22 protein-coding genes, 2 pseudogenes and 1 riboswitch are annotated in these 25,558 nt (G+C 72.4%); of the genes and pseudogenes, 16 read left to right on the top strand and 8 right to left on the bottom strand.

What is annotated here, in order from left to right; translation table 11 throughout:
• Positions 1-33: 33 nt before the first annotated feature.
• Complete coding sequence (tkt, locus tag ACIOGZ_RS26825; RefSeq protein WP_363587213.1) at positions 34-2,262, bottom strand: transketolase; 2,229 nt, start codon at positions 2,260-2,262, stop codon at positions 34-36.
• Positions 2,263-2,808: 546 nt separating this feature from the next.
• Positions 2,809-3,014: riboswitch (cobalamin riboswitch) on the top strand.
• Between the two features lie 217 nt (positions 3,015-3,231).
• On the opposite strand from tkt, the gene ACIOGZ_RS26820 reads away from it, so the two are divergent.
• The 5 genes from ACIOGZ_RS26820 to ACIOGZ_RS26800 are packed head-to-tail and all read left to right on the top strand — an operon-like array spanning position 3,232 to position 6,864.
• Positions 3,232-4,080 (top strand): ABC transporter substrate-binding protein, encoded by an 849-nt coding sequence (locus ACIOGZ_RS26820; protein ID WP_400987664.1) that lies wholly within the window; start codon positions 3,232-3,234, stop codon positions 4,078-4,080.
• The gene (locus ACIOGZ_RS26815; protein ID WP_363620648.1) at positions 4,077-5,156 is read left to right on the top strand and encodes an iron chelate uptake ABC transporter family permease subunit; all 1,080 of its coding nucleotides are present in this window, start codon (positions 4,077-4,079) and stop codon (positions 5,154-5,156) included. The genes ACIOGZ_RS26820 and ACIOGZ_RS26815 overlap by 4 nt, the downstream gene beginning before the upstream one ends.
• A 41-nt stretch (positions 5,157-5,197) precedes the next feature.
• The gene (locus ACIOGZ_RS26810) at positions 5,198-5,971 is read left to right on the top strand and encodes an ABC transporter ATP-binding protein (protein WP_363587966.1); all 774 of its coding nucleotides are present in this window, start codon (positions 5,198-5,200) and stop codon (positions 5,969-5,971) included.
• Positions 5,968-6,711: a (2Fe-2S) ferredoxin domain-containing protein gene (locus tag ACIOGZ_RS26805; protein ID WP_400987662.1), complete on the top strand. Its 744-nt coding sequence runs from the start codon at positions 5,968-5,970 to the stop codon at positions 6,709-6,711. Before ACIOGZ_RS26810 ends, ACIOGZ_RS26805 begins: the two co-directional genes overlap by 4 nt.
• 21 nt (positions 6,712-6,732) lie before the next feature.
• A complete protein-coding gene (locus tag ACIOGZ_RS26800; protein ID WP_400808645.1) occupies positions 6,733-6,864 on the top strand; it encodes a hypothetical protein in 132 nt (43 codons plus the stop codon).
• 139 nt (positions 6,865-7,003) lie between these two features.
• Here the strand turns inward: ACIOGZ_RS26800 and ACIOGZ_RS26795 are convergent, their stop codons facing one another.
• Both ACIOGZ_RS26795 and ACIOGZ_RS26790 read right to left on the bottom strand, forming a co-directional pair.
• Positions 7,004-7,729, bottom strand: a complete 726-nt coding sequence (locus ACIOGZ_RS26795; RefSeq protein ID WP_400987660.1) for an alpha/beta fold hydrolase — start codon at positions 7,727-7,729, stop codon at positions 7,004-7,006.
• Positions 7,730-7,945: 216 nt separating this feature from the next.
• Complete coding sequence (locus ACIOGZ_RS26790; protein ID WP_363633178.1) at positions 7,946-8,113, bottom strand: hypothetical protein; 168 nt, start codon at positions 8,111-8,113, stop codon at positions 7,946-7,948.
• A gap of 1,398 nt (positions 8,114-9,511) precedes the next feature.
• Between ACIOGZ_RS26790 and ACIOGZ_RS26785 the strand changes: the two genes are divergently transcribed.
• The gene (locus ACIOGZ_RS26785) at positions 9,512-10,687 is read left to right on the top strand and encodes a protein-L-isoaspartate O-methyltransferase (RefSeq protein ID WP_400987658.1); all 1,176 of its coding nucleotides are present in this window, start codon (positions 9,512-9,514) and stop codon (positions 10,685-10,687) included.
• 29 nt (positions 10,688-10,716) lie between these two features.
• Here the strand turns inward: ACIOGZ_RS26785 and ACIOGZ_RS26780 are convergent, their stop codons facing one another.
• On the bottom strand, positions 10,717-10,932 hold the full coding sequence (locus ACIOGZ_RS26780) for a hypothetical protein (RefSeq protein ID WP_363587952.1): 216 nt from the start codon (positions 10,930-10,932) through the stop codon (positions 10,717-10,719).
• Between the two features lie 256 nt (positions 10,933-11,188).
• On the opposite strand from ACIOGZ_RS26780, the gene ACIOGZ_RS26775 reads away from it, so the two are divergent.
• Positions 11,189-11,890 (top strand): hypothetical protein, encoded by a 702-nt coding sequence (locus ACIOGZ_RS26775; protein ID WP_363633208.1) that lies wholly within the window; start codon positions 11,189-11,191, stop codon positions 11,888-11,890.
• A 199-nt stretch (positions 11,891-12,089) separates the two neighbouring features.
• Here ACIOGZ_RS26775 and ACIOGZ_RS26770 read toward each other — a convergent pair.
• Both ACIOGZ_RS26770 and ACIOGZ_RS26765 read right to left on the bottom strand, forming a co-directional pair.
• Positions 12,090-12,232 (bottom strand): annotated as a pseudogene (locus tag ACIOGZ_RS26770) (SDR family NAD(P)-dependent oxidoreductase); the annotation flags it as partial.
• A 47-nt stretch (positions 12,233-12,279) separates the two neighbouring features.
• Positions 12,280-13,332, bottom strand: a complete 1,053-nt coding sequence (locus ACIOGZ_RS26765) for an ATP-binding cassette domain-containing protein (protein ID WP_363633166.1) — start codon at positions 13,330-13,332, stop codon at positions 12,280-12,282.
• A gap of 358 nt (positions 13,333-13,690) precedes the next feature.
• Here ACIOGZ_RS26765 and ACIOGZ_RS26760 point away from each other — a divergent pair, with 358 nt between their 5' ends.
• The 4 genes from ACIOGZ_RS26760 to ACIOGZ_RS26745 all read left to right on the top strand — a co-directional run bounded on the left by ACIOGZ_RS26760 (position 13,691) and on the right by ACIOGZ_RS26745 (position 19,895).
• Positions 13,691-14,134 (top strand): pyridoxamine 5'-phosphate oxidase family protein, encoded by a 444-nt coding sequence (locus tag ACIOGZ_RS26760; protein ID WP_363587946.1) that lies wholly within the window; start codon positions 13,691-13,693, stop codon positions 14,132-14,134.
• 44 nt (positions 14,135-14,178) lie between these two features.
• A complete protein-coding gene (locus ACIOGZ_RS26755) occupies positions 14,179-17,265 on the top strand; it encodes an amino acid adenylation domain-containing protein (protein ID WP_400808633.1) in 3,087 nt (1,028 codons plus the stop codon).
• Positions 17,262-18,500, top strand: coding sequence for a cytochrome P450 (locus ACIOGZ_RS26750; RefSeq protein ID WP_363587942.1), 1,239 nt, complete (start codon positions 17,262-17,264; stop codon positions 18,498-18,500). The genes ACIOGZ_RS26755 and ACIOGZ_RS26750 overlap by 4 nt, the downstream gene beginning before the upstream one ends.
• Positions 18,501-18,587: 87 nt before the next feature.
• A complete protein-coding gene (locus ACIOGZ_RS26745; protein WP_400987656.1) occupies positions 18,588-19,895 on the top strand; it encodes a cytochrome P450 in 1,308 nt (435 codons plus the stop codon).
• Positions 19,896-20,168: 273 nt separating this feature from the next.
• Here ACIOGZ_RS26745 and ACIOGZ_RS26740 read toward each other — a convergent pair whose 3' ends face one another.
• Complete coding sequence (locus ACIOGZ_RS26740) at positions 20,169-20,780, bottom strand: TetR/AcrR family transcriptional regulator (protein ID WP_400987654.1); 612 nt, start codon at positions 20,778-20,780, stop codon at positions 20,169-20,171.
• A gap of 138 nt (positions 20,781-20,918) precedes the next feature.
• On the opposite strand from ACIOGZ_RS26740, the gene ACIOGZ_RS26735 reads away from it, so the two are divergent.
• The 5 genes and pseudogenes from ACIOGZ_RS26735 (at position 20,919) to ACIOGZ_RS26715 (ending at position 25,318) form a co-directional block, all read left to right on the top strand.
• Positions 20,919-22,100 carry an FAD-dependent monooxygenase gene (locus tag ACIOGZ_RS26735; protein WP_400987652.1) on the top strand — a complete coding sequence of 394 codons (1,182 nt, stop codon included), beginning with the start codon at positions 20,919-20,921 and terminating at the stop codon, positions 22,098-22,100.
• A gap of 46 nt (positions 22,101-22,146) precedes the next feature.
• Positions 22,147-22,419 (top strand): annotated as a pseudogene (locus ACIOGZ_RS26730) (ISL3 family transposase); the annotation flags it as partial.
• Between the two features lie 207 nt (positions 22,420-22,626).
• Complete coding sequence (locus tag ACIOGZ_RS26725) at positions 22,627-23,280, top strand: hypothetical protein (protein ID WP_400987650.1); 654 nt, start codon at positions 22,627-22,629, stop codon at positions 23,278-23,280.
• Positions 23,166-23,834 (top strand): ATP-binding protein, encoded by a 669-nt coding sequence (locus tag ACIOGZ_RS26720; RefSeq protein ID WP_400987760.1) that lies wholly within the window; start codon positions 23,166-23,168, stop codon positions 23,832-23,834. Before ACIOGZ_RS26725 ends, ACIOGZ_RS26720 begins: the two co-directional genes overlap by 115 nt.
• 266 nt (positions 23,835-24,100) lie before the next feature.
• Entirely contained in the window at positions 24,101-25,318 is a 1,218-nt protein-coding gene (locus ACIOGZ_RS26715) for an alpha/beta hydrolase (protein WP_363633516.1), read from the top strand.
• A gap of 28 nt (positions 25,319-25,346) precedes the next feature.
• Here the strand turns inward: ACIOGZ_RS26715 and ACIOGZ_RS26710 are convergent, their stop codons facing one another.
• A complete protein-coding gene (locus ACIOGZ_RS26710) occupies positions 25,347-25,499 on the bottom strand; it encodes a hypothetical protein (RefSeq protein WP_363587930.1) in 153 nt (50 codons plus the stop codon).
• Between the last annotated feature and the right edge of the window lie 59 nt (positions 25,500-25,558).

The following is a 25,558-nucleotide window of genomic DNA, read 5'->3' as shown; positions in this document are numbered from 1 at the left end:
GCGCGAAGCGGACATCGGCCTCCTGCCCACCGTTCAAGTGTCGGAGCGGCTGAGGTCCCCGGTGCCACCTGTGGTCGGGGTGGAGGTCTGCTGGTGGCCGCCGGGACGCGGTGCCCGCCGGGTGTCGAGGATGCTGTCGCGGGCGGCTGCGGCGACCGCCTGGGGGGTGATGCCGAACTCGGTGTACAGGCGCTGGTAGTCGGCGGACGCGCCGTAGTGCTCCAGGCTGACGATCCGTCCGGCGTCGCCCACCATCTCCCGCCAGCCCTGTCCGACGGCGGCCTCGACGCTCACCCGGGCCCGTACGTCCAGGGGCAGAACATGGTCCTGGTAGTCCTGGGGCTGGGCGGCGAACCACTCCCGGCAGGGCATCGACACCACCCGCACCGCGAGTCCCCCGGCCGCCAGCAGGGTGCGGGCCTCCAGGGCGAGGTGCACCTCGGAGCCCGTCGCGATGAGGATGACGTCCGGCGTCGCGCCGCCCGGAGCCTCGGCCAGGACGTACCCGCCCCGAGCCGCTTCCCGTGCGGGGGCGAACTCGCCGCTGTCGCGGTCGAGGACAGGCAGGTTCTGGCGACTGAGGACCAGTCCGGCCGGGCGGTCGCGGTGTTCGAGGATGGTGCGCCAGCACGCGGTGGTTTCGTTGGCGTCGGCTGGGCGCACGACGTCCAGACCGGGGATGGCACGCAGTGCGGCCAGGTGTTCGACGGGCTGGTGGGTGGGGCCGTCCTCGCCCAGGCCGATGGAGTCGTGGGTCCAGACGTACGTGACCGGAAGTCGCATCAGGGCGGCCAGCCGGACGGCGGGGCGCATGTAGTCGGAGAAGGTCAGGAACGTGCCGCCGTAGGGGCGGGTCAGGCCCTGCAGGGCGATGCCGTTGAGGATCGCGCCCATGGCGTGTTCACGGATGCCGAAGTGCAGGGTGCGCCCGTAGGGGCCGCCCTTCCAGTTCTTTGTCTGGCGGTCGGTGGGGACGAAGGACGGCTGGCCGACCATGGTGGTGATGTTGCTGCCGGCCAGGTCGGCGGAGCCGCCCCACAGCTCGGGCAGGACCGGGGCCAGTGCGGTGAGGACCTCGCCCGAGGCGGCGCGGGTGGCCATGCCCTTGGCGTCGGGGGGAAAGGTCGGCAGGACGTCCGCCCAACCGTCGGGCAGCCGCTGCTCCCGCAGTCGGTCCAGCAGGACGGCGCGCTCGGGGTTCGCCGTGCGCCAGGCCGCGAACCTCTCGTCCCACTCGGCGTGCACCTGCCGGCCGCGGTCGGCGGCCTCGCGTGTGCGGCCCAGGACGTCCTCCTCGACGATGAAGTGCTCTTCGGGGTCGAAGCCCAGCAGCCGCTTGGTGGCGGCGACCTCGTCCTCGCCCAGCGCGGATCCGTGGGCCTTGCCGCTGTCCTGCTTGGTCGGGGCGGGCCAGCCGATCACGGTGCGCAGCATGATCAGCGAAGGGCGGCCGGTCTCCTGCCGGGCGGCGCGGGTGGCCGCCAGGAGCACGTCGACGTCCTCGACGTAGCGGCCGGTGCGCGTCCAGTCCACGGTCTGCACGTGCCAGCCGTAGGCGGCGTAGCGGGCCGGGACGTCCTCGCTGAAGGAGATGTCGGTGTCGTCCTCGATGGAGATGTGGTTGGAGTCGTAGAAGACGATGAGGTCGCCGAGTTCCTGGTGCCCTGCCAGGGAGGCGGCCTCGCCGGTGACGCCCTCCATCATGTCTCCGTCGGAGGCGATCACGTAGACGTGATGGTCGAAGGGGCTGGTGCCCGCTTCGGCGTCCGGGTCGAGGAGACCACGTTCGCGGCGGGCGGCCATCGCCATGCCCACCGCGCTGGCCAGGCCCTGGCCCAGCGGGCCGGTGGTGATCTCCACGCCGGGGGTGTGCCGGTGTTCGGGGTGCCCGGGGGTGGCGGAGCCCCAGGTCCGGTAAGCCTGCAGGTCCGAGAGTTCCAGGCCGTAGCCGGCCAGGTAGAGCTGGATGTAGAGGGTCAGGCTGGAGTGGCCGCAGGAGAGCACGAAGCGGTCCCGTCCCAGCCACCGGTCGTCGCCGGGGTCGTGGCGCATGACGTTCTGGAACAGCAGGTACGCCAGTGGGGCCAGGCTCATCGCGGTGCCCGGATGGCCGTTGCCGACCTTCTGCACCGCGTCGGCGGCCAGCAGCCGCACGGTGTCCACCGCCCGCGCGTCGACCTCGTCCCACCCTGTCCGCCCTGCCACCGGATCCGCGAGGGATTCGTCGCGCCGCGCGGTAGCGTCGTTCTGGTCGTTCGCCATGCCGTTGCTCCTTCGTCTCGGCTTGTCGTCCATCGTTCCTCCGGCACTGGGCGGGCACGACCGCCGGGCCGTCGCCCGCGTGATTGCTGGTGATGTACGAACTATCCCCAGGGGTGGCGCTCTGTCCGGCACGACACACCCTTTCGGTGAGCCGCTCCGCCTCGTCGCTTGCCCCCGAAGTGGGGGAACACACCCCTGACCACCCGTCGCAGGTCCGCGGGAGGGCGTGCGCGGGCCCCCCTTCGACGGCCCGGTGCCTCCGCCGCCGAGCAGGGTCGGTGACGGCGTGCTCGATCCGCTCGACGCCGACGACCAGCCGCGTCTCCGCCCGCCGGCCGAGTGGCGGCGCCCTACTTCCCCGTCACGTGCCCGGACGAGGTCCTGGACCACCACCTGCGGCACTACGCCGTCGAGTTCAGGAACTGGATCGTCGCCGCCCGCACCTGAGACCCCCGACCGGGCCCCGTGGCCGATCCCTCCCGCAACCCCAGGAACGGTCCAGACGACCATCCCACGGGCTGGCCAGCACCGACCTGACCACGCCTGATACCTTGCCATCGCCGTGGTGTACGGGAAACCGGTCTGAGTCCGGTGCGGCCCTCGCCACTGTTGCCGCGGAGTTCCGCGGCCCTCGCTGACCGGCTTTTCCAGCGGTCAGGGCCACTGGGCGGGTTGGAAGAGCCGTCCGGGAAGGTCGGCCGCGGCGCGTTGATGCGGAAGCCAGGAGACCGGCCACGGCGCTACATGTTCCACGAGGGTTTTGGAGAACACGTGCCCAGCGGTCTGCCGTATCCGTTCCGTTCCATATGTTCCGTACGTCCCACAGGTCCGATACGTGTCGGCCGGGCGGTCGCGGCCTTCCTGTTCATCGGCATGCTCGGAGCTTGCACGGGCGCCCCCGCGCCCACCACGTCCGGCGGGACGACCGGAACTGCCGCGCCGGTCAGCGTCGACAATTGCGGGTCCACCGTGACGGTCGGCGCGCCGCCCGACCGGCTGGTGACGCTCAACGAGGGTGCCACCGAGGTGGCCCTGGCCCTCGGCCTGCAGTCCCGCATGGCCGGTACCGCCTACCTCGACGATTCCATCCCGGAGAAGTGGAAGGCGGCCTACGACTCCGTCCCGGTGCTCTCCAAGGACTACCCGACGAAGGAGAAGCTCCTCGCGGCCCGTCCCGACTTCCTGTACGCCTCCTACTCCAGCGCGTTCACCGACAAGGTCGCGGGCACCCGGGGGGAACTGCGCGGCCAGGGCATCCCGTCGTACCTGTCCCCGTTCGGCTGCTCGGACAAGAGCCAGGTGCCGCCGACGACCTGGCAGGCGGTGTGGGGCGAACTGAACGACGTCGCCAAGGTCTTCGGTGTCACGGAGCGGGCCGCCGCGATCCAGCAGCAACAGGAGCAGCAGCTGGCCGAGTTCACGGCGACGGCCGCGGGCAAGGGCTTGAAGGTCCTGTGGTACGACTCGGACACCAAGGCGCCGTTCGTCGGGGCCGGCCACGGCGGACCTCAACTCGTTCTCAATGCCGTGGGCGCCCGCAACGTCTTCGGGGACCTGTCCGGTGGCTGGCAGAACGTGAGCTGGGAGAAGGTCGTCGCGGCGGACCCGGACGCCATCGTGGTCGCGGACGCCGGCTGGGACACGGCCCAGTCCAAGATCGACTACTTGGAGAACGACCCGGTGCTGAGCAAGCTCACCGCCGTGCAGCGCAAGGCTTTCGTGGTGGTGCCGTTCTCGGAGTCGACTCCCGGCGTGCTGCTCGCCGACGGTGCCGCCCGGGTGTCCGCGGGACTGGGCCGACTGCACCCGGGTTCATGACCGCGCCCCACCCCGCCGTCGCGCGGCCCCCTGGTCCGGGCCGCGCGACGGCGGCCCTGGCCATCGGTGCGGCCCTGCTCCTGGCCACCGTGCTCCTCGGCCTCGCCGTGGGCTCGCAACACGAGCCGGTCCGGACGGTGATCGACGTCGTGGTGCGCCGTCTCGGGCTGGGCAACCCGCACGTCACGCTGCTGGACGACCAGATCGTCTGGCAGTTGCGGCTGCCCCGCGTTCTGGGAGCGGCTGCCACCGGCGCAGGCCTCGCGGTCTGCGGCGCGGTGTTGCAGACGCTGACCGGGAACGACCTGGCCGATCCCTTCCTGCTCGGGATCTCGGACGGAGCCGCCGCCGGCGCGGTCACCGTGATCGTCCTCGGCGTCGGCGTGTCCGGCGCCGTGGGCACCGGCGCGGTGTCCACGGCGGCCTTCGCCGGTGCCCTGCTAGCCGCCGTCGTCGTCCTGGCACTGGCCGGCGCGCGCACCCGGTCGCTACCGACCACCCGGACCGTGCTCGCCGGCATCGCGGTGGGACAGATGTGCGGGGCCTACACCTCGTTCGTCGTGCTGGTCCTCGGGGACCGCAACGCGGCGCGCGGTGTCATGGAGTGGACGCTGGGCTCGGTCGCCGGCGTGCGGTGGCCCACCGCCGTCTTCCTGACCGCGGTCGCGCTGGCCGGTGTCACGGTCCTGGCCTCCTCGGCCCGCGACCTGGACGCCTTCGCGTTCGGCGAGACCGCCGCCCGCTCCCTCGGCGTCCACGTCGAGCGCACCCGTTGGGTCCTCGTCGCCACCGCCGCGCTGGTAACCGCGTGCCTGGTCGCCCACACCGGCGTCATCGGGTTCCTCGGCCTGGTCGTACCGCATGTCGTCCGTCTCGTCTGCGGCCCGCGCCACGCCCTCCTGCTGCCCGTGTCGGCACTGGTGGGCGCTTCCCTCCTGGTGGGCAGCGACATCGTGGCGCGCTCGGTCCTCCCCGACCGGGAGATCCCCGTCGGCGTCATCACGGCCGGGCTCGGAGCGCCCTTCTTCGCCTGGCTGCTGTGGCGCCAGGGGCGGGCCGACGGGAGGGGGCAGTGACGGTGACGCCCCCCGCCGAGCTGCGCACGGAGGGACTTCGTGTGAGCATCGGCGGAGCCACGCTGCTGGACGCGGTCTCGCTCGCGTTCGCCCCCGGCCGGATCACGGGCCTGCTCGGACCCAACGGCGCCGGGAAGACCACCTTGCTGCGCGCGGTCGCCGGACTGACCCGGCCGAGCGAGGGTCGGGTCCTCCTGGACGGAGAGGATCTCCACGCACTCACGGCCCGCCGACGAGCACGACAGGTGGCCTTCATGGAGCAGCAGGCGGACACCCGGCTGTCGCTGCCGGTCCGTCAGGTCATCGATCTCGGCCGCACGCCGCACCGCAGCCGCTGGCCCGTGCCGGCGAACTCCGCCACCGACGCCCACGAGCGGTCCGTGTTCGCCGCGGCCGTGGCCGCAGCCGACGTCGGCCACCTGCTCGACCGGTCCTGGCCGACGCTGTCGGGTGGCGAGCGGCAGCGGGTCCAGCTCGCGCGGGCACTGGTGCAGGAGCCCGGCGTGCTCCTGCTCGACGAGCCCACCAACCACCTCGACCTACGCCACCAACTCGGCTTCCTCGGCACCGTACGCGGGCTGGGCATCACCACGGTAGCCGCGCTGCACGACCTCGAACTCGCCGCCGCCTACTGCGACGAGGTCGCCGTCCTGCTCGACGGCCGACTGGTCGCCCACGGGCCCAGCTCCGACGTGCTCACCTCGCCGACGATCGCGCACGTCTACGGCGTCGACGTCACCGTGGAACGACACCCCCGGCACGACAGACCGCACATCCGGTGGAACGGACTGCTCCCCGAAGGGACAACACCATGACCCGCCCCGTCCCGGGCGCACTCGCCCGCCGCAGTGCCACGCTCCTGGTCGGCATGTCGATGGGGGAAGCCGTCCGCCGTGACGAACTCCTCCGGACAGCGGCGTCGCACCAGGCCTCGATCGCGTTCCTGCAGCAGGCAGACCCTTCCCTGTCGGCCGAGCTGACCAGGCTGGCCGACGCGGGCGCCGAGACCGTGGTCGTGATCGGCGTCCGCCTCGCGGCGTCCGGCCCGGCCCAGTCCTGGCTACGGCGGATCGCGGCGTACTGGTGGCGCAAGCGCGCGGGCCACCGTCCCGAACTCCTCGTCGCGACCCGCCTCGCCGACTCGCCGGACGCGGTCCCCGCGGTGGCCGCGGTGACGAGGGCCATCACCGGCCAGGAGCCCGGCCTCACGTCCGCGGCCTGGGAGGAAGTCCCCGGCCACCGGCACCAGGTCCTGGTGTGCCGCGGCCCGCGTTGCGCGGCCAAGGGCGCGGAGGAGGGACTACGCGCCCTGGTACAGAAACTGACCGAGCACGGCCTCGGCGACGACGACGTGCTCGTCACCCAGACGGGGTGCCAGTTCCCCTGCAACCAGGCCCCCGTCGCCAGCGTGCAGCCGGACGACATCTGGTACGGGAAGATCGACCCGGCTGTCGCCGGCCGCATCGTCACCGAGCACCTCGCCGGCGGACGACCGGTCGAGTCCCACCGACTCCCACGCCACAGGAAGGAGCAGGCGGACCACCACGACGGCTGATCGCGACCACGAGGCCCAAGCTTGAGCCCGTGCCCCGCCCCGCTGCCGACAGCACCAAGCGGCGGCATCGAAGCCACCCTCCACCCCTACCGCAACCAGATCAGGGCCATCGACGAGCAGATGACCGAAGCCCTCAAGGACGACCAGCAGTAGACCCACAGCGAGCTTGACCTGCGACGAAGCCCCACCCGCGCGGCCGGCTCACCACGGAGTTGCCCGATCTCCCCCGGATCCACGCCGACCCGATGCCCGACCCGCAGACCGAGATCACCTCAGGTCAACGATGTACTACTCAGGCGAGCTTGAGGAGCAGTTCACTCAGTTCCCTCGGCATGGTGATCATGCAGTCGTGGCCGGTCGGCAGCTCCCAGACCTGCGCGGCGGAGCCATTGGGCTGGATCGGGGGGACGGGGCGGCGGGTGATGCCCGGCGGCGTGGGGCCGACGTTGTGGATGTGCGTGCGCGGGATCGCGTCCGCAGCCGGGTTGTCCAGTCGCACGGGTTGCCGAAGGCAGCGCACCGTCTGGTCCGTGAGCGTCTCGCGCAGCCAGGCCACGTCCGCCGGGTCCGTGACGCCGAACAGGCCGAGGGGCGCGGGCAGCTCGGGCATCGGGGGGACGCGCCAGCCGCTCTCGGACTTCTCGGCGAGCTCGATCATCCGCCGCCCCACGGGTTGGACGTCGACCGCGGACTCGCCGTCCTGCGGGACCAGCGCGTCGAGGTAGACGAGGTGTGCGATGCGCTCCGGGATCCGGTTGGCCACGGAGGAGATCACCAGCCCCGCGTAGCTGTGGCCGACGAGGACGACGTCGTCGAGGTCCTGCTCGGCGACCAGCCCGACCACGTCGTCGACGTGCGTGTCGAGTCCCACCTCCGGTCCGAGCAGGTGCGCCTTGTCCCCGCAGCCGGTCAGGGACGGCGCGAACACCCGGTGCCCGTACGCCTCCAGCAGCGGCACCACCCGCTCCCAGCAGCGCCCGCTGTGCCAACTACCGTGTATCAGAAGGAATGTGGACATGAGTGAGAGCCCTTTCCCCTTTCGCGCCCCGGTACAGTCCGAGCACGAAAGACATGCTGCTGCACCCGACGAGGTACAGGCAACAGGACACTTCTCGGCGCCGTTGCTCACCCGGCCGGTGGTCACGTACTGCCCCATCGAGGACTACCGGGACGTGCTGCGCTCGGTACGGCCGACGGCACTGCTCTGGCCACCGCGGTTCTACGAGAAGGTGAGTCAGTCCCACCACAGCACGACAAGGAGGCGCCTCCGGGCCGCTTCCTCGTAGAACCCGCGTAGCGCGCCGAAGTGGGCCAGCAGGTACTCCGTCGGATCGCCGATGAACCCGTGGCCGAATGTGGAGCCCGCACCACTGTCCACGACCGAACGGAGGATCGCTTGCATGTCGATCTCCCCGAGCCGCGTCGACACCTGGGCGACGTCGGCTGGGTGGAGGGCTGTCGGAGTGGAGTCGCTGAAGAAGGCAATCGCATGCTGGTTCGATCGGTGCGACGGATGATCCGGTTGCCGATCATCCTGAGATTGTGTCGCAGTGGCCGCCAACGCGACCCTGAAACGGGTTCACGCTGACCGGGGCCGGGACAGGCCTCAGGGGCCGTCCCGCCCGTCGCCCGGCGCTGCTGGTGGCGTCGGAGGAGGGCTGGGCGAAGCGGTAGGAGGGACGGTCGCCGGACCGCGGGCGATGCGGTAGGAGGGACGGTCGCCGGACCGCGGGCGATGCGGGCGCGGCCGTCGTACGGCAGGACGATGAGGTACTGCTGGTCGGTGTCCTCGACGCGGGCCAGCGTGAGGGAGGTGCCGGCCGCCGCGAGTGCCTCGGCGGCCGGGCCGGCCTCCTCCGTCATCCGGTCGAGCCGCGCGTAGGACCGAGTGAGGTCGCGTGCCGGGCCGGTGCCCCAGTATGCGATCCGCGCGCCCCGGCGCAGCGCGGCCAGCAGGTCCGTCCGCAGCGGCCCGTCGTCGGCTTCCTGGAGGAGCAGGTCGTGCAGGCGTTCCTGCCCGCACGGCCGCGTCGGCGCCGCCTCGGCCAGCGCCCGGCACTTCCGGCACGAGGCCAGGTCCTGCGGCTGGAAGTGGTGCAGGAAGAACGACAGGTACCGGCCACGAATCCCGCACAGGGTCCGCCCCCTGTCCCCGGCGTGCCAGACACCGGGCACACCGTGGACCCCGGCGGCGGGGAACTCGGCCGGCTCACGCGCCGCCGCGAACGACCAGGCCCCACCCGGCGCTTCGGTAGCAGGAGAGTCGATCATGCTAGGCAGCATCCCACGCGGCCGGCGATCTGAGCGAGAGCCGGTCCCGAACCCGGACTGGAGGATGCCGCCGCACACCGGGCACCAGTCCCGCTGCCCAGCGAGGCCACCGTTCCTCGCGGGCCTGTTCCGCCAGCAGCATGAGAGCGATGACAGGTGCGGCCCACTGCCGCTGACGACTTGCCGCAACCCGGCGGGCTCCGTCGCCGTACTTCCGGTGCGGCGAGGCGCCCGGCGGGAGCTGTCTGCGGCACGGCGGGCTCCGGTTCTGCCCGTACCTGGCCGCGCTCCCGGGATGCGCGCGCCCGAGACCCGCACGCCCTCGAAGTGCGACCGCACGCCGTCTACCGGCCGGCGCCGGGCTGCGCCAGGATGGTCGGCCAGTCAGCGTGTACGCGGAAGGAAGGGGGAGCAGCATGGGCGATCACCAGAAGCCGCCAGCGCCGCTTGAGAAGGGGAGCCCGCCGCCGGGCAACCAGGACGGGCAGGTGCCTCCCGCGCCGCCGTCGGGCGGGAAGCACAAGAAGTCGTGAGCCCCGACGCCGATCTGGTGGAGCGTCGGGTGCGCATGGACGCGGCGATGGAGCAAGGCGGGGCGTGGCCCCAGGACTCGCCGTGGTTGCGGGAGGCCATGGCCGCGCTGCCGCGCGACCTGTTCGCACCGGATCGGCTGTGGCGCTGGGACGATCGCGCCTACGTGGCGATGGACCGCGCCACTGATGCGGCCGGGTGGGCCGACGAGCTGTACGGCGACGTCAACGCCGCGGCGATCACCCAGGTCACCGACGGTCTGCCGTCCTCCAGCCTGTCCGCGCCCGGCGTGGTGGCGGACATGCTGGACAGCCTCATGCTGGAGCCCGGGCACACGGTGTGGGACGTCGGCGGCGGGCAGGGCTGGACCTGTGCTCTGGCGGCCTGGCGGGCCGGACCCGGCCGGGTGGTGTCGACCGAGGTCGACGAGCGGCTGGCGGCGTTCGCCCGCGAGCGCCTGGCAGCCGCGGGGGTCGACGCCGAGGTGCTGGCCGGCGACGCCACCCACGCGGGGCCGCCCGACGGCGCCAGAGTCGACCGGCTCCACGCCACCTACGCCGTCGAGGCCGTCCCGTGGGACTGGGTGGAGGCGACGAAGCCGGGCGGCCGGATCGTCTACCCCTGGGGCAGGCTCGGCCACGTCGCCCTCACCGTTGCCGACGACGGACGCAGCGCGACGGGCTGGGTGCAGGGCCTGGCGCAGTTCATGGCCGACCGGTGCGGGCCGGCTCCGACGCGCGGTGACCACGCCACGTACACGGCGGTGCGCGGTGGTGGCGAGCCCGAGGTGCGGCGGGTGGTGGAACGCGATCCGGCGCCGCTGGCCGACGACTGGCACCTGCGCTTCGCGGTGCGCGTCGCCGTCCCGGACGCCGTCGTTCTGACGGGACGGGACGAGGACGGTGTCAACGTCTGGTTCCACGACGGCGACCGCTCGTGGGCGGCGCTGTCCACGGACGGTGGTGGGGGCGCGGTGCTGTTCCAGGGCGGGCCGCGGCGGATCGGCGACGAGGTGATGACCGCCTGGTCCCAGTGGGAGGCGCTCGGGTCGCCGCACCTGTACGACTACGGGATCACCGTCACCCCCGAGGAACAGTGGGCGTGGCAGGGCGGCCCGGGCGGCCCCCGCTGGCCTGTCGCGCAGGTCTCCCCGGTCGTCCCGGTCGGACGCTGACCGGGGAGGCCGGCCGAGCGGTCAGTCGTTCAGTGGTACAGGCTGGTGTCCATGGACACCGCCTCGACAAGTGAACCGGCCGAAGACCTCAGCGTGTTGACGTACACCTCGGCGGTACCAGCACCCGGACCGGCGCAATCACCGCGGTCGCCGTCACCCCGGACGGGAAGACTCTCCCGCCCGGCGCCGAGGACAAGATCGTCAACGTCAACGACCTCGGCGCACTCGACGAACTGCGTAACCACGCCCGTACGCTGGCGTGCACACGGGCGGGCGGGGGTCTCTCCGCCTCGGGCTGGAGGACCTACGTCCCGGGTTTGAGCTACCGACAGACCCCGCCCCCGGCCGGGCGGCCGGCCCATGCGGCCGGGAGCCGTTCGTCGGCACCCTGGCATATTCCGTGGACTTCGGCTGATACTGCCAATGGTCGGGCACCCGTGGCGCACCTCTGTCAGCCTGCGGATCGCCCGGTTCGCGTACGGGTCCGCAGAAAGGCGCATCGTGACTGACACCCCGACAGTTCCGCTGTCCACCGGGCTTCCTGGTGACCCTGATCGGCTGCACCTCACCATAACCTGCGAGATCGGCCCGGTCCTGGCAGCCGGTGAACGCTCGCAGACCTACCGATTGCTCGCCCGCTACCCGCAGGAACGGGATGCCGCCGAGATCCGGCGTCCCCCGAACGACGGTCTCAGCCAAGTCGCCCTATTGGGTCTCTGCCAGATCCCCATGGACAGCGGGTCGGTGAGCACGGCGCTCCTGGCCGACCTGGAGAACACAATCCCGCGCGGGTCGGAGGTGATCAGCGCGGTTCACCGGGATGCGCTCACAAACCAGAACGACCGGTCCGAGTTCACCACGGTGCTGCGCAAGATGCTCGGACAAGGGCCGTACGGCGACCTCGGAAACCTCCTCATCGTCAACGAGTTCACGTTCGACGACGGCTGGGACGATCCCGGTCTCGGCGTGCTGCTGCTGGGCGAGCTCGTGGCACGCGCCGGCAGCGGGCCCTGCGTGGTGGCCACCGCGCCGAAATTCCTGAACGGCGCCCAGGGATACCAGCGGACCCTCGCCGTGCTGAGCGCCGCAGGCTTCCGCCCGCTGCGCGGGCACACGACGATCGTCGAGCCGTCCGGCCTTCCGGCGTTCTCCGGACCGGCCGGGACGGCGTTGATCCGCCTCCGCCGCGCCTCGGGCGGCTGATCGTCGGCGCCGGCTGATCGCTTCCCGGCCAGCAGGCCGCGGATCCAGGCGGTGAAGTGGGACCACCGCAGGCTCCTCCCCCTCCTCCCCCTCCTCCCCCGGCGCGGACCGGCGCGGACCGGCGCAGCCAGCTCTGCGGCCACGGCTTTACGTTCGTAGTCGTCCGCGAGTTCGGCGGCCGCAGCCTGTCTCTCGGCTTCCACGGCCTCGTCCAGCTCGGCCTTGCGCCGGCCGGCGAGAGTAGACGGTGGCACCTTCGGCGGCGAACCGACGGACGACGGCGAGACCGATCCCGGCCGAGCCCCCGGTCACCACGGCGACCTTCCCATCCAGCTGTCCCATGGTTTCCACTCCCTTGACCATCACTGCTTCGACCATCACTGGAGTTACTACTTCCGGTGGGAGCGCCGAAGCCCCCGCCGGGAGTTCCCACGGGCGTTCCGTGCCCACCGGCGCCGCCCGGCCCCGGAAGCCGTCCGAGGCGGCTTTCCCAGCTCGTTCTCCTCGGCCGCGTGGCCGGTGAGGAAGAGAAAGACGTCGTCGAGGGTGGGCCTGCGCAGGCCGATGTCGTCGATGAGGACGCCCAGCCCGTCCAGCTCGCGGATGACGTCGGCGAGCACCCGGGCGCCCCCGTCCACCGGCACGAGGATTCGCCGGGTGTGCTGCTCCACGCTGAGCGGGCCCCCACCGTACGGGGTGAGCGCCGCGACGGCCGCACCGATCTGCTCGCGGTCGTGGACCACCACCTCCACCCGCTCGCCGCCGGTCCTGGTCTTGAGGTCGTCGGCGGATCCGCGTGCGATCACCCGGCCGTGGTCGACCACGACGATGTCGTGCGCCAGCCGGTCGGCCTCCTCCAGGTACTGGGTGGTGAGCAGCAGGGTGGTGCCCTCCGCCGCCAGCATCTCAATGACCTCCCACAGCGCCAGCCGGTTGCGCGGGTCCAGACCGGTGGTGGGCTCGTCGAGGAACATCACCGGGGGCCGCACCACCAGCGCGGCCGCCAGGTCGAGCCGGCGGCGCATGCCACCGGAGTAGGTCCTGGCCGGCCGGTCGGCCGCCTCGTCGAGGTCGAACCACTCCAGCAGCTCCCGGGCGCGCGCCTTGGCGTCCCTGCTCCGCATCTGGTAGAGCTCGCCGACCATCTGGAGGTTCTCCCGGCCGGTGAGGTACTCGTCGACCGCCGCGTACTGGCCGCAGAGGCCCAGCAGGCTGCGGACCCGGCCGGGGTGCTTGAGCACGTCCACCCCCGCCACGTGGGCGCTGCCCGCGTCGGGCCGCACCAGGGTGGTGAGCACCCGTACCGTGGTGCTCTTGCCGGCGCCGTTGGGGCCGAGCAGGCCCAGCACCGTCCCCTCCGGCACGTCCAGGTCGACCCCGTCCAGGGCCCGTACGTCGCCGAAGTCCTTCACCAGGCCCTCGGCCCGGATGGCCGCCCTCATGTGCCCCTCCTTCTCCTGGAACCAGCCGGGAACCACCTGACGGCCGGCACTGGCAGGATCCCCCCGCAGCGCCCGCCGTGCTCTTCGGCGGGGGAGCGGAGGCACCGCGTGCGCGGCCGCCGGGATGCGAGCCACCCGGGTGTGGTGGAAACGTGGAAGGGAGAGCCCGGCCCGGCCCTGGCCGCCCCACCGGGTTCCCGAAGGCCGTGTGCACCGGACGAGAAGGACCGAGGACCCGCACGGACCTGCGGCGGTCACACGCCGGCCGCCCCGAGGCCCCGCCGGCTCACGCTCCCTTGCGCGAATCGATACCGGATGCGGCTCCTGCCGAATCGAGGCGGTACCAGTGGATCTCAGGATGTCGGTCGAAGCCCGGGAGGCGTTCCTCGCAAGCCCGCACGTGGGAATCCTGGGGGTGGACGACGCGCGCGACGGCGGCGGACCGCTGCTCGTCCCGCTCTGGTACTCCTACCGGCCCGGCGGGCTGGTGACGATCCAGACCGGGCGGACGACGCTGAAGGCCCGGCTCATCCGCAGCGCGGGCCGGTTCAGCCTCTGCGCGCAGGTCGAGTCGGCGCCCTACCGCTACGTCAGCGTGGAGGGGCCGGTGGTGGCCGTCGAGGACCCGCTGCCGCCGGCCGCACGCGAGGAGCTGGCCTGCCGGTATCTGGACGCGGACACGGCGGCGGCGTACCTGGACGCCAACCGGCGGCAGCTGGCCGACGACGTCCTCATCCGCATGAGGCCCGAGAGATGGCGGACCGCCGACTTCGCCGCCTTCGCCAAGGAGTTCGAACCGTAGCCACCCACGCGCGGTCCGTGTGCGGCAGAGAGCGTGACGTCCCGATGAACACCCGAACAACGACGCATCAGGAGACGGCCGAGCACGCCGCGGCGGTGCCGTATCCACGCGATCGCTGCCTCCACGAGCTGTTCGACGCCCGGGCGGTGCACCGCCCGCGGGCCATCGCCTCCGTACAGCACGGCCGCGGCATCAGCTACGGCGAACTCAAGCTCCGCTCCGACGCGGTGGCGGCCCGGCTGCACGACTCCGGCGTGCGGTACGGCGACACGGTCGGGGTGTGCGGGGCCCGCTCTCCGGAGGCGCTGGTCGCGTTCCTGGGCATCCTCAAGACCGGTGCGGCCTACGTCCCGCTCGACGACGCCTCACCACCCGCGCGCCTGCAGGCGATGGCCGAGGACGCGGGGGTGCACACCGTCGTCACGCTGCCCGGCAGCTCCCGCCGTATCCGGCGCGTGCGTTCCCGCATCGACCTGGGTGGCCTGGCCCCGACCGCCCCGGCCGCGGTGCCGCAGGCCCGGGTGCTCCCCGCGGACTGCGCCTACGTGATGTTCACCTCCGGCTCGACCGGCCGCCCCAAACCCGTGGCGATCCCGCACCGCGGAATCGTCCGGCTGGCCGCCTCCGACCTGGTCCGGCAGCGGCCGCGGCCCGGTGAGCGGGTTCTGCACGCCTACGACCTCTCCTCGGACGCCTCCACGATCGAGATCTGGCCCGCGCTGCTCGCCGGCGCCTGCATCGTGATCGCCGACCAGGAGGAACTGCTGTCGCCGACCGCCCTGGAATCGCTGCTGCTCTCCGAGCGGGTCAGCATCGCCTACCTGACCACCGGGGTGTTCCACCACATCGCGCGCACCAGGCCCTCGGCGCTGCGGTCCCTGCGGTTCGCCTCGGCCGGAGGCGAGGCGATGGACGCGGAACTGGCCCGCGCGATACTGGCCGCCTGCCCGGACACCACCGTGGTCAACTTCTACGGCCCGACCGAGAACAGCGTGGTGTCCACCGCACACGCGCTGCACGACCTGCCTCCCGAGGCGACGGCCGTGCCGATCGGCCTCCCCCTGGAGAACTCCACCTGCCACGTGCTGTGCCCGGACGGCACGCTCGCCGACACCGGCGAGGAAGGCGAGCTCCTCGTCGGCGGGGACGGGCTCGCCCTGGGGTACCTCGGCGACCCCGGGCTGACCGCCGAGCGCTTCGTCGACGACCTCGTCGAGCCCGGTACGCGCCTCTACCGCACCGGTGACCGCGTGGTCCGGCGCCCGGACGGCGTACTGGAGTACCGGGCCCGGGTGGACCGGCAGATCAAACTGCGCGGGCACCGCATCGAGCCGGACGAGGTGGAGGCGCGGCTGCGCGCGGACGACGCGGTGGGCGAGGCCGTCGTCGAACGGGAGGGCGACGCCCTGATCGGGTACGTGACCCCGGCCCGCCCCGGCCAGGCACTGACCCTGGACCGCATCCGCAGCGGTCTCGCCGCCTGGCTGCCCGCACCCGCGGTGCCCGCGCGGCTGGTGGAACTCGCGCGCTTCCCGGTGACGGCCGGGGGCAAGGTCGACCGCGCCCGGCTGCGCAGCCTGGCGGCGACCGGGCAGGCGGCCGTCCCGGCGACGGTGAACGGCACCGCGTCCGGCCCGCAGGACACGGTGGCCCGGATCTGGCAGGTGGTGCTGGGTGTGCACCCGGCGCCGGGCGACAGCTTCTTCGACATCGGCGGCGACTCCCTGCTGGCAGCCGAGGCCGTCACCCGTACGCTGGCCGCCTTCGGCCTCGACGCCCGGCACGGCCGCACCCTCGTCCACAGCCTGCTGCGCTCCCCGACACTGGAGGACTTCACCGCCGCCGTCGCCGCCGTCCAGGGCCCGCCCGGCAGGGTGAACGCCGACGCGGGCCCGGTGGACTTCCGCGCCGAGGCACGGCTGGGCTTCACCCTCCCGCAACCGCGCGGGCCGGAGCCGGACTGGCACCACCCCGCGGAGGTGCTGCTCACCGGCGCCTCCGGCTTCGTCGGCGCCTTCCTTCTGGACGCGCTACTGCGCCGCACCGACGCCCGGGTGTGCTGCCCGGTGCGAAGCCGGGCCCCCGCCCACGCCCGGCAGAAGGTGATGCGCAACCTCGCCCGCTTCGGCCTCGCCACCCCCGAAGCCGCCGACCGCGTCGTGTGCCTCCCCGCCGACCTCGCCGAGCCCGGCCTCGGACTGGAGCCGGGCCGCGCCGACGAACTCGCCGACACCGTCGACCTGGTGATCCACTCGGCCGCGCAGGTCAACTTCATCTATCCGTACGACGCGCTGCGCCGCACCAACGTGGAAGGCACCAGGGAGCTCATCCGACTGGCGGCCGGGCGCCGGGTGCCGGTGCACTTCCTCTCCACCATCGCGGTGCTCGCCGGCTTCGGAACCGCCGGCGTACGGCACGTCGACGAGGACCTGCCGCTCGACCACGCCGACGGGCTCACCATGGGCTACGCCGAGAGCAAGTGGGTCGCCGAGGAGGTGCTGCGCGACGCCGCGGACCAGGACCAGGGCCTGCCGGTGGCGGTCTACCGTCCGTACGAGATCACCGGCGACCGGCACACCGGCGCGTGCAACACCGACACCGCGATCTGCTCGCTGTTCAAGACCATCAGCGAGACCGGGCTCGCCCCCGACATCCGGCTGCCGCTGGACTTCGTCCCGGTGGACTTCCTCTCCGACGCCCTGGTGCACATCGCCACCACCCACCGCGCCACGCGCCGGACCTACCACATGACCAACCCCCGCGCCGCGAGCCTGTGCGACATGCTCGACCGGATGGACAGGGCCGGCCACCGGATCTCCCGCCTCCCCTACGAGGAGTGGGTGGGCGAGCTCGTCCGCCACGTCGCGCAGCACCCCACGAGCCCCACGGCCCCGTTCGTCTCGCTGTGCGTGGACCGCTGCAAGCAGGCCGACATGTCCGTCAAGGAGATGTACTTCGAGGGCACCTTCCCGACCGTCGGGCGGGCCAACGTCGAGCACGACCTGGCCACCTCGGGCCTGCACTGCCCTCCCGTCGACGCGGAGCTGCTGGACCGCTACCTGGAGTACTTCTACACCACCGGTTACATCGAACGCCCCTGCCCCCGCCACCCGGAAGGGGCGCACTCATGAGCGCACGGCCGCCCGGTGCGCGGGGGCCCGGCGCCGAGCCGGACGTCCTGGACTTCCCGCTCCCGCCGCCGGGCACCATGGGGCCGCCCGAGGAGTCCGCGCGGCTGCGCGAGAACTGCCCCCTGGCTAGGGTCAGGCTGCCGATGGACGCGACCGCCTGGTACGCCACCCGGCACGAGGACGTCCGGATGCTCTTCGCGGACCCCCGGCTGATCAGGCCGACCATCAACGACTGGCCGCCGCGTCCCGGGCAACCCGCGGACGACGGGCCGCGCCTGGTCACGATCGCCGAGCTCGACGGCCCCCGGCACGCGGCCCTGCGCCGGGCGCTGGCCGAGCCGTTCAGCTCCCGGGCCGTGCGCGACCACCTGCCGCGCATCCGCGGGCTGGCCGGGCGACTGCTGCGGGCGTTCGAGGACGACGGCCCGCCCGGCGACCTGGTCGCCGGCTTCACCGACCCCTTCCCCCTGCTCGTGCTCTGCGACCTGGTCGGCATCCCCTTCGAGGACCGGGACCGGTTCCTCCCGGTGCTGGACGCGGCCCTCGGCGGCATGGTGACCTCGCAGGAGGGGCGCCGGGTCACCGGCCTGCTGCGCGAGTACGTCGCCGCACTGATCGCCCGGAAGCGGGACCGGCCCGGCGACGACGTCCTGACCCGGCTGGTCCGCCGGTGCGACGACGGCGAGCTGACCCACGACGACGTGATGGCCTTCGGGCTGTCCATGCTCACCGTCGGCTTCGGCATCAGCAGCTTCTTCCTGGCCGACACCGTGCACACCCTGCTCGACCGGCCTGGCCTGTGGGCCCGCCTGCGCGACGACCGGGAGCTGATGCCCGGCGCGGTGGAGGAGTTCCTGCGCTACATGCCGGTGATGAACGGCACCGTGATCCTCCTGGCGACCGAGGACATCGAACTGCACGGGCGGACGATCCGCGAGGGCGACGCCGTCATCCCCGTACCGGCCTCCGCCAACCGCGACGAGCGGGTGTTCGCCGACGCCGACCGGCTCGACCTGGACCGGGCCGGCGCGACCACGGGCCGCGGGGGCCACCTCGCCTTCGGACGAGGAGCCCACAACTGCCTCGGCGCCCACCTGGCCCGCGCCGAACTGTCCGCGGGAGTCGAGGCGTTGCTCGACCACTTCCCGCGGCTGCGCCTCGCCGAAGGACAGGAACCCGCCTGGGACGACGAATCCGTGACCAAGTCACCGCTGACCCTACCGGTCAGCTGGTGAGACCCGACCGGCCACCTCGCACGCGATCACCTCGCACGCGACCACCTCCCACGCGACCACCTCGTACGCGACCAGGGAGCACCGCCAGTGAGCAGCTCACCGCCGCAACCCGCCGCCGACCCGCCCGCCATCAACCTGCCCGCCATCGACCTGCCCCTCCCGCCGCCGGGCACCATGGGCCCGCCCACGCAGTACGGGTGGCTGCGCCGGGAGTGCCCGCTCACGGAGGTCCGGCTGCCGATCGGCGCCACCGCCTGGTACGCCACCCGCTACGAGGACGTCCGGAACCTGATCGCGGACCCCCGGCTGATCCGGCCGACCATCAACGACTGGCCGCCCCGACCTGACCGGGCCGCCGACGACGACGAGCCGGGCCTGATCACGATGATGGAACTGAACGGCCCCCGCCACGGGGCCCTGCGCCGCGCTCTGGCCGAGCCGTTCAGCGTCCGCTCCGTCCGGCGCCGGCTGCCGCGGCTGCGCCGGTCGGCCGATGGGCTGCTGGACGACTTCACGGCCGCCGGGCAGCCCGGCGACCTGGTCGGCGGCTTCCTGGAGCCCTTCCCGCTGCTGGCCATGTGCGAGCTGGTGGGCATCCCCTACGAGGACCGCGAGTACTTCCTGCCCAGGGCGGACGCCGCCCTCGGGGCGATGGTCACCCTGGACGAGGGCCGCGAGGTCACCTCCGAACTGCGCGAGTACATCGCGTCACTGCTCGACCGCAAGCGGCGCGAGCCCGCCGACGACGTCCTCACCGGGCTGGTCCACACGTGCGGGCCCGGCACCCTGGACGGGGAGAGCGCGGTGACCTTCGGGCTCTCGATGCTGGTCGCCGGCTACCGCACGAGCACCATGTTCCTGGCCGACGCCGTGGTGGCCCTGCTGGCCGCGCCCGACCGGTACGCCCGGCTCCGCGACGACCGCGGCCTCATACCCGGCGCGGTGGAGGAACTCCTGCGGTACGTACCGGTCATGAACGGCGTCGTGGTCCTCCAGGCCGTCGAGGACATCGAGTTGCACGGCCGCAGGATCCGCGCGGGCGACGCCGTTCTGCCCGTCCTCGCCTCGGCCAACCGCGACGAGCGGGTGTTCACCGACGCCGACCGGCTCGACCTGTGCCGGGCGGAGAACCCGCACCTCGCCTTCGGCCGGGGTGCACACAACTGCATCGGCGCGCACCTGGCCCGGGCCCAGATGGCCGTGGGACTGGAAGCCCTGCTCGACCGCTTCCCGCGACTGCGCCTCGCCGAAGGACAGGAACCCGCCTGGGACGACGAATCCCCGAGCAAGTCACCACTCACCCTCCCCGTCAGCTGGCACGTCACCACCGCTGCCGCTCAAGGGGTCGGCGATCCACCGGAACGACCGCGAAGCCACCGGCCCCCACCGCCGTGACGACACCGCCGAGCGTTGCCCTCACCGCCGTGGTCTGCGGCATCACCCAGTCAGGGCAGAAGATCGCAAGGAGCCCATCGAGCTTGGGCTCGAAGGCGACCTCCCGACCGGGCCGGTCCGGGATCATCTCCAGTGCCATTCGCACCCCCGCACCCCTCTGCCGTTCATTCAGCTCATGGGACTCGATCGAAGATCCTCGCCTCACGCTAGCCTTTGGGCCGCTGCCGTGGTTCAGGGATCTTGCGTCCGCGACGGTCGATCGGTCCCGGCCGGTCAGGCCCGGTCGAGCAGTCCCCGGTCGAGCAGTGCGGCGAGGTAGCGTGCGACCTCGCCGCGCAGTTCCTCCGGTGTCGGCACGTGCCAGTGCCCGCTGCCCGCTGCGCCGTTGAACAGCAGCCCGTCGCACCAGCGGATCAGCCGTTGGGCGTCGGCCACGGGGTCGGCCGAGCCGCTCCGCGCCAGCAGGGCGGCAGCGGTGTCGGTGAAGCGCGCACCCAGCCGGTCGTAGCCGGCGCGCAGTTCGGGCCGGCGGGTGGCTTCCAGGGCGAGTTCGAGGCGGGCCAGCGTGAGGCTGCGCCCGGTGGTGAGCGCCTCGTGCAGCAACTCGGCCACTCCCTGGGCGAGCAGGTTGCGCGGGCAGGCGTCCGGCGGGGGCCCGCCGGCCATGAGCGGGTGGCCTCCGGCCTCGCGTTCGACGATGCGGGTGAGGGCGAGGTCGAGCAGGGCGGCCCTGGTCCGGGCGAGGTTCGAGGTCGAGCCGGCGGGCAGTCCGGCCTCCTCGTCCACTGCGCGGTGGGTCAGCCCGCGCAGGCCGCGCTCGGCGATCAGGGCGATGGCGGCGTCGGCGATCAGCGTCGGGCGCGGCGGTGTCATGGATCCGATCACGGCCTCTCTCCTCAGGGGGTCTCGACCCGGGGCGGGCCCGAACCCCATTCACGTCAACACTAGCCCATCCCAACTACAGGTGTAGTACGGTGCGGGAAGTGGTCACTACAGCCGTAGTGTCGGGAGAGGGGTTCACTCATGGACGCGTATCAGGCGATCGTCATCGGCGGCGGCATCGGCGGACTCTCCGCCGCCCTCGCCCTCCACCGCCAGGGCATCCCCGTGACCGTCCACGAGCGCGCCGCCTCGCTCGAACCCGTCGGCGCCGGACTCGCCCTCGCCCCCAACGCCCTACGCGCCCTCGACCGGCTCGGCGTCGGCGAACGCCTGCGCGCCCTCGCCACCGCACATCCCGCCATCGGCCTGCGCCACCCCTCCGGACGCTGGCTCGCCCGCACCGACACCGCCACCTTCGAGGCCCGCTTCGGCGAGACGATCACCGCCGTCGCCCGCGCCGACGTCATCGCCGCCCTGGTCGACGCCCTTCCGGACGGCACCGTCCGCACCAACTCGCCCGCCGCCCTCGTCACCCCCGGAGGCACCACCGAACCAGCCGTCGTCTCGACCCCCGACGGGAACCGGCCCGCCGCCCTGGTGGTCGCCGCCGACGGCCTCCGCTCCGCCACCCGCGCGCAGCTCTTCCCGCAGCACCCCGGCCCCCGCTACAGCGGCTTCACCACCTGGCGCACCATCGTGTCCCCCACCCGCCGGCCGGATGCCGTGGGCGAGGTCTGGGGACGCGGACAGCTCGCCGGCGTCGTCCCGCTCGCCGACGGCCGGGTCTACGTGTACGGCGCCGCCCTCGCCCCGGCCGGCGCCCGCGCCGCCGACGGCGACGAGAAGGCCGAGCTCCTGCGCAGGTACGGCACCTGGTGCGCGCCCGTGCCCCAACTCCTCGCGCTCGCGGAACCCGGGCGCGTCCTGCGCCACGACGTCTGGGACCTCTCCGACCCCCTGCCCGCCTACCACCAGGGCCGGGTCGCCCTCCTCGGCGACGCCGCCCACGCCATGTGCCCCTTCCAGGGCCAGGGCGCCTGCCAGGCCGTCGAGGACGCCGTCGTCCTCGCCTCCGCCCTGACCCCCGCCGCGGACCCGGCCACCAGCCTCCCCGCCTACACCGCCGCACGCCTCCCGCGCACCACCGCCATCGTCACCGGCTCCCGCCGCATCGGCGGCCTCGTCGCCCTCCGCACCCCCGCCGCCACCCGCCTGCGCGACGCCGCCCTCACCCTCGCCGGCCTCCTCCCGGCCCGCACCCTGCTCAACCGCTCCGCCCGGACGTACAACTGGCAGCCCCCGGCCCTCGACGCGACCGCCTGAGCACGGATCACCCTCCACTGCCCGGGGTCGGCCGTCCGCACCGGGGGACGATCCGGTGCCGTGCCCGATGTACGGACGGCCGACGGGGCAGGTGCACGCCTTCCACGGGCGGGTGGTCGCGGACGTGCCGGTGGACGGGCGGCGGGCCGTCGCAGCCGTGCGGGTCCGACGCACGGTCTGCCCGGGCCGGGGCTGCCCGCGGCAGACGTTCCGCGAGCAGCTTCCCGGCCTGATCGAGCGCTATCAGCGGCGCACGCGCCGTCTCGCCGACCAACTTCGACTCGCCGGCCGGCCGTCGCGCCGGCCGGGCCGTCGGCTACCCGCGGTTCGAGAAGAAGGGCCGGGCCCGGGCAGAGAAGGTGGGTGTTTTTACCGGGGTGAAATAGAGCCACGGCTTCGGGGTGAATGGGAGCCAGGGGTTCTCCGGTGAGATCGGGAGCCAACCGATGTGATGGTGTGGAGCATGCCGCTTTCGGAGTAATCGTGGAGGCTTGCGCCGTCTGGCCGTCACGCTGCGCTGGAGCCGGTGAAGGGCTTTATCGACGCGATGCTGCGCGAGGACCTGGACGCTCCGGCGAAGCAGAAGCACACGATCCCGCGGATCATGGAGCGTCTGGCTGCGGAGCACGACTTCGAGTTGGCCCGTTCGACCACGGTCTGGGACTACGTGTCCAAGCGACGCCCGCAGATCCGCGCGGAGGCTCTGGAGGGCCGGCGGCATCTCGATGGCATGGTGCCGCAGGCGAAGAGGCCGGGCGAGGAGGCGGAGGTCGCCTTCGCGGACTTCTGGCTGGACCTGGCCGGGCAGCGGCGCAAGTGCGTGCTGTTCACGCTGCGGCTTTCCTACTCGGGCAAGGCGGTGCACCGGGTCTACGCGACAGCGTCCCAGGAGGCGTTCCTGGAAGGCCACGTCGAGGCGTTCACCGTGCTGGGCGGGGTGCCGTCGGTGCACATCCGCTACGACAACTTGAAGCCGGCGGTCAAGCAGGTGCTGTTCGGCCGCGCCAGGCTGGAGTCGGCGCGGTGGGCGTCGTTCAAGTCCTGGTACCAGTTCTCCGCGTTCTACTGTGCGCCCGGCGAGGACGGTGCCCACGAGAAGGGCGGGGGGAGCACGAGGGCGGGCGGTTCCGCCGCAAACACCTGGTCCCGCCTCCTGCGGTCGAACCGCAGGCGGAGCTGAACGAGCGTCTAGCCGCGATCGACTTCTCCAAGAACCCGAACATCACCCCCGAGGTCGTCGCGGACCTGAAGTCCCCGACCTGGGTCCGCGAAGGCCGGCCTCTGGTGTTGATCGGCGACTCCGGCACCGGCAAGTCCCACCTGCTGATCGGCATCGGCACCGCCATCGCCGAGACCGGCCTGTCGGTGCACTACACCACCACCAGCGCGCTGGTGAACGAGCTCGCCGAAGCCGACGCCAGCCGCCGCCTGTCCTCTGTCATCGCCCGCTACAGCAAGATCGACCTTTTGTGCCTGGACAAGTTCGGCTACCTCAACCTTGACCGCAAGGGAGCCAAACTGCTGTTCCAGATCTTCACCGAGCGTGAGGAGCGCAAGGCCACCGCGGTCGCCACGAACTCACCCTTCACCGGATGGGACAAGACCTTCGGCGACGCCCGCCTCTGCGCGGCCATCGCCGACCGGATCACCTTCCGCTGCACCCTGATCCGGACCGGCACCGAGTCCTACCGCTACCAGGCCACCCAGGAATCCCTCTTCCCAGCCAAGAACTGACGCACTGTTGGACGAATCTCTGCGTGAGCACGTAGGCGGGGTCGGCGTCACCGGGGGTGGACATGAGGGTGGGCAGGGGCTGGGTGGGCAGCGGTCGACAACATCGCCTGACAGTCCCTCATCGCCGCCTTCACCCAGGAGAACGGCATCGTCGACGCGCCTCTCTTGTCCGACTACAGAATCAGCAACCGTGGCACTGGTGCCACCATGGATTCGGGTGCCAGGCTCATGGCAGACCCCCGTCGAGGTGTCCTAGCGTCGATCCCATGAAACGCAATCGCCGTATCAGCGCTGTCGCGGTGCTGACGCTCGCCGCCCTCATCACCGGAACCGGCGCCGGGTTCGCCGCCACGACCACACCGTCGGCCACACCGGTGGCCACGCACGCGTTCGACACCGCACCGGCCACGGCCACGGCCACGGCCACCGCGTCCACGCCGTCCTTCCACGGCACGCTCCCCGCGCCGACCGGCCCCTACGCCGCCGGCGAGGACATCATCCACCTCACCGACACGAGCCGCCTCGACCCGTGGGTGCCGTCGTCCGGCCCCCGCCAACTGACCGTCACGATGGTCTACCCGGCCGTCCCCGGGACCGGGACTCCGGCCCCTTACATGACCCTCGCCGAGGCAGCCGGAATCACCGAGCGCCGGAAGATACCGGCGAGCTACGGCGTCACCCCGCAGACCCTTTCCAGCGTCACCACTCACGCCTTCGACGGCGCGCGGCCGCAACGCGGCAAGCATCCGCTGGTGGTCCTCTCAGCCGCGGCCGAGAACCCGCGCATGATGCTCACCTCGCTCGCGACCGACCTGGCCAGTCACGGCTACGTCGTCGCGCTCATCGGCCACACCTACGAGGACAGCGGCGAGACGCTGGCGAACGGCCAGACGCCGCCGTGCGCGATCTGCGATCACCCGGAAACGATCGACTTCGACGCCGAAGCTGTCAGCCGCGGGCGGGACGTGTCCTTCGTGATCGACCAGTTGACGCACGGCAACACCGCGTGGCGCCTGGCACACCTCATCGACAAGCACGAGATCGGCATGGCCGGACACTCCCTCGGCGGAGCGGCGGCGGCCGCCACGATGATCGCCGACCCGCGAGTACGGGCCGGAGTGGACATGGACGGCGCCTTCCACCCGGTCCCGATGCCCGGCCAGATCAACCGGCCCTTCCTCATGCTGGGTAGCGACGGCCACACGCCCGGCAGCGGCGACGGCATCGCGGGGCGGGCCTGGGCCGCCCTCGGCGGCTACAAGAAGTGGCTGACGGTCGTCGGCGCCGACCACTTCAGCTTCTCCGACCTGGACGTGCTTCAGGAGCAGGCCGGGCTCCCGACGGGGCCCCTCTCCCCGGAACGCGGGGTGGCGATCACCCGCGAGTACGTGACGGCGTTCTTCGACCAGACGCTGAAGGGGATCCACAGTCCGCTGCTGGACGGCCCCTCGCCGAACAATCCGGAAGTAGCCTTCCAGTCCTAGTCCAGCGCCGCGTTGATCCTTCGGGGGTTCATGCGGCTTTGAGCGGGCTGCCGTCGTAGGTCCGGCGGTAGGGCTTGGCGTCGTGTTCGTCGTAGGCCAAGACGAAGGTGTCGATGGCCTCGGCCAGTTCGTCGCGGGAGGCGAACTGGCGCTGATCACCAGCGCGTTCGCACCGGGGCATAGTACCTGTTCCACCGGGCCCGGTCTACCTGCCGGCGGCCAGCAGAAGCCGACCTGCCG

Source organism: Kitasatospora sp. NPDC088160, from assembly GCF_044741445.1.
In the GTDB taxonomy this organism is placed as follows: Bacteria; Actinomycetota; Actinomycetes; order Streptomycetales; family Streptomycetaceae; genus Kitasatospora.
Note: the sequence above shows the minus strand (reverse complement) of the source record. Positions and strands in the feature narration are given on the sequence as shown.

Bases quoted from the DNA above. Each gene is read 5' to 3' on its own strand.
- tkt (WP_363587213.1), bottom strand. From the start codon at position 2,262: ATGGCGAACGACCAGAACGACGCTACCGCGCGGCGCGACGAATCCCTC.
- ACIOGZ_RS26815 (WP_363620648.1), top strand. From the start codon at position 4,077: ATGACCGCGCCCCACCCCGCCGTCGCGCGGCCCCCTGGTCCGGGCCGC.
- ACIOGZ_RS26805 (WP_400987662.1), top strand. From the start codon at position 5,968: ATGACCCGCCCCGTCCCGGGCGCACTCGCCCGCCGCAGTGCCACGCTC.
- ACIOGZ_RS26795 (WP_400987660.1), bottom strand. From the start codon at position 7,729: ATGTCCACATTCCTTCTGATACACGGTAGTTGGCACAGCGGGCGCTGC.
- ACIOGZ_RS26790 (WP_363633178.1), bottom strand. From the start codon at position 8,113: ATGCAAGCGATCCTCCGTTCGGTCGTGGACAGTGGTGCGGGCTCCACA.
- ACIOGZ_RS26765 (WP_363633166.1), bottom strand. From the start codon at position 13,332: ATGAGGGCGGCCATCCGGGCCGAGGGCCTGGTGAAGGACTTCGGCGAC.
- ACIOGZ_RS26760 (WP_363587946.1), top strand. From the start codon at position 13,691: ATGTCGGTCGAAGCCCGGGAGGCGTTCCTCGCAAGCCCGCACGTGGGA.
- ACIOGZ_RS26755 (WP_400808633.1), top strand. From the start codon at position 14,179: ATGAACACCCGAACAACGACGCATCAGGAGACGGCCGAGCACGCCGCG.
- ACIOGZ_RS26750 (WP_363587942.1), top strand. From the start codon at position 17,262: ATGAGCGCACGGCCGCCCGGTGCGCGGGGGCCCGGCGCCGAGCCGGAC.
- ACIOGZ_RS26735 (WP_400987652.1), top strand. From the start codon at position 20,919: ATGGACGCGTATCAGGCGATCGTCATCGGCGGCGGCATCGGCGGACTC.
- ACIOGZ_RS26715 (WP_363633516.1), top strand. From the start codon at position 24,101: ATGAAACGCAATCGCCGTATCAGCGCTGTCGCGGTGCTGACGCTCGCC.
- ACIOGZ_RS26710 (WP_363587930.1), bottom strand. From the start codon at position 25,499: ATGCCCCGGTGCGAACGCGCTGGTGATCAGCGCCAGTTCGCCTCCCGC.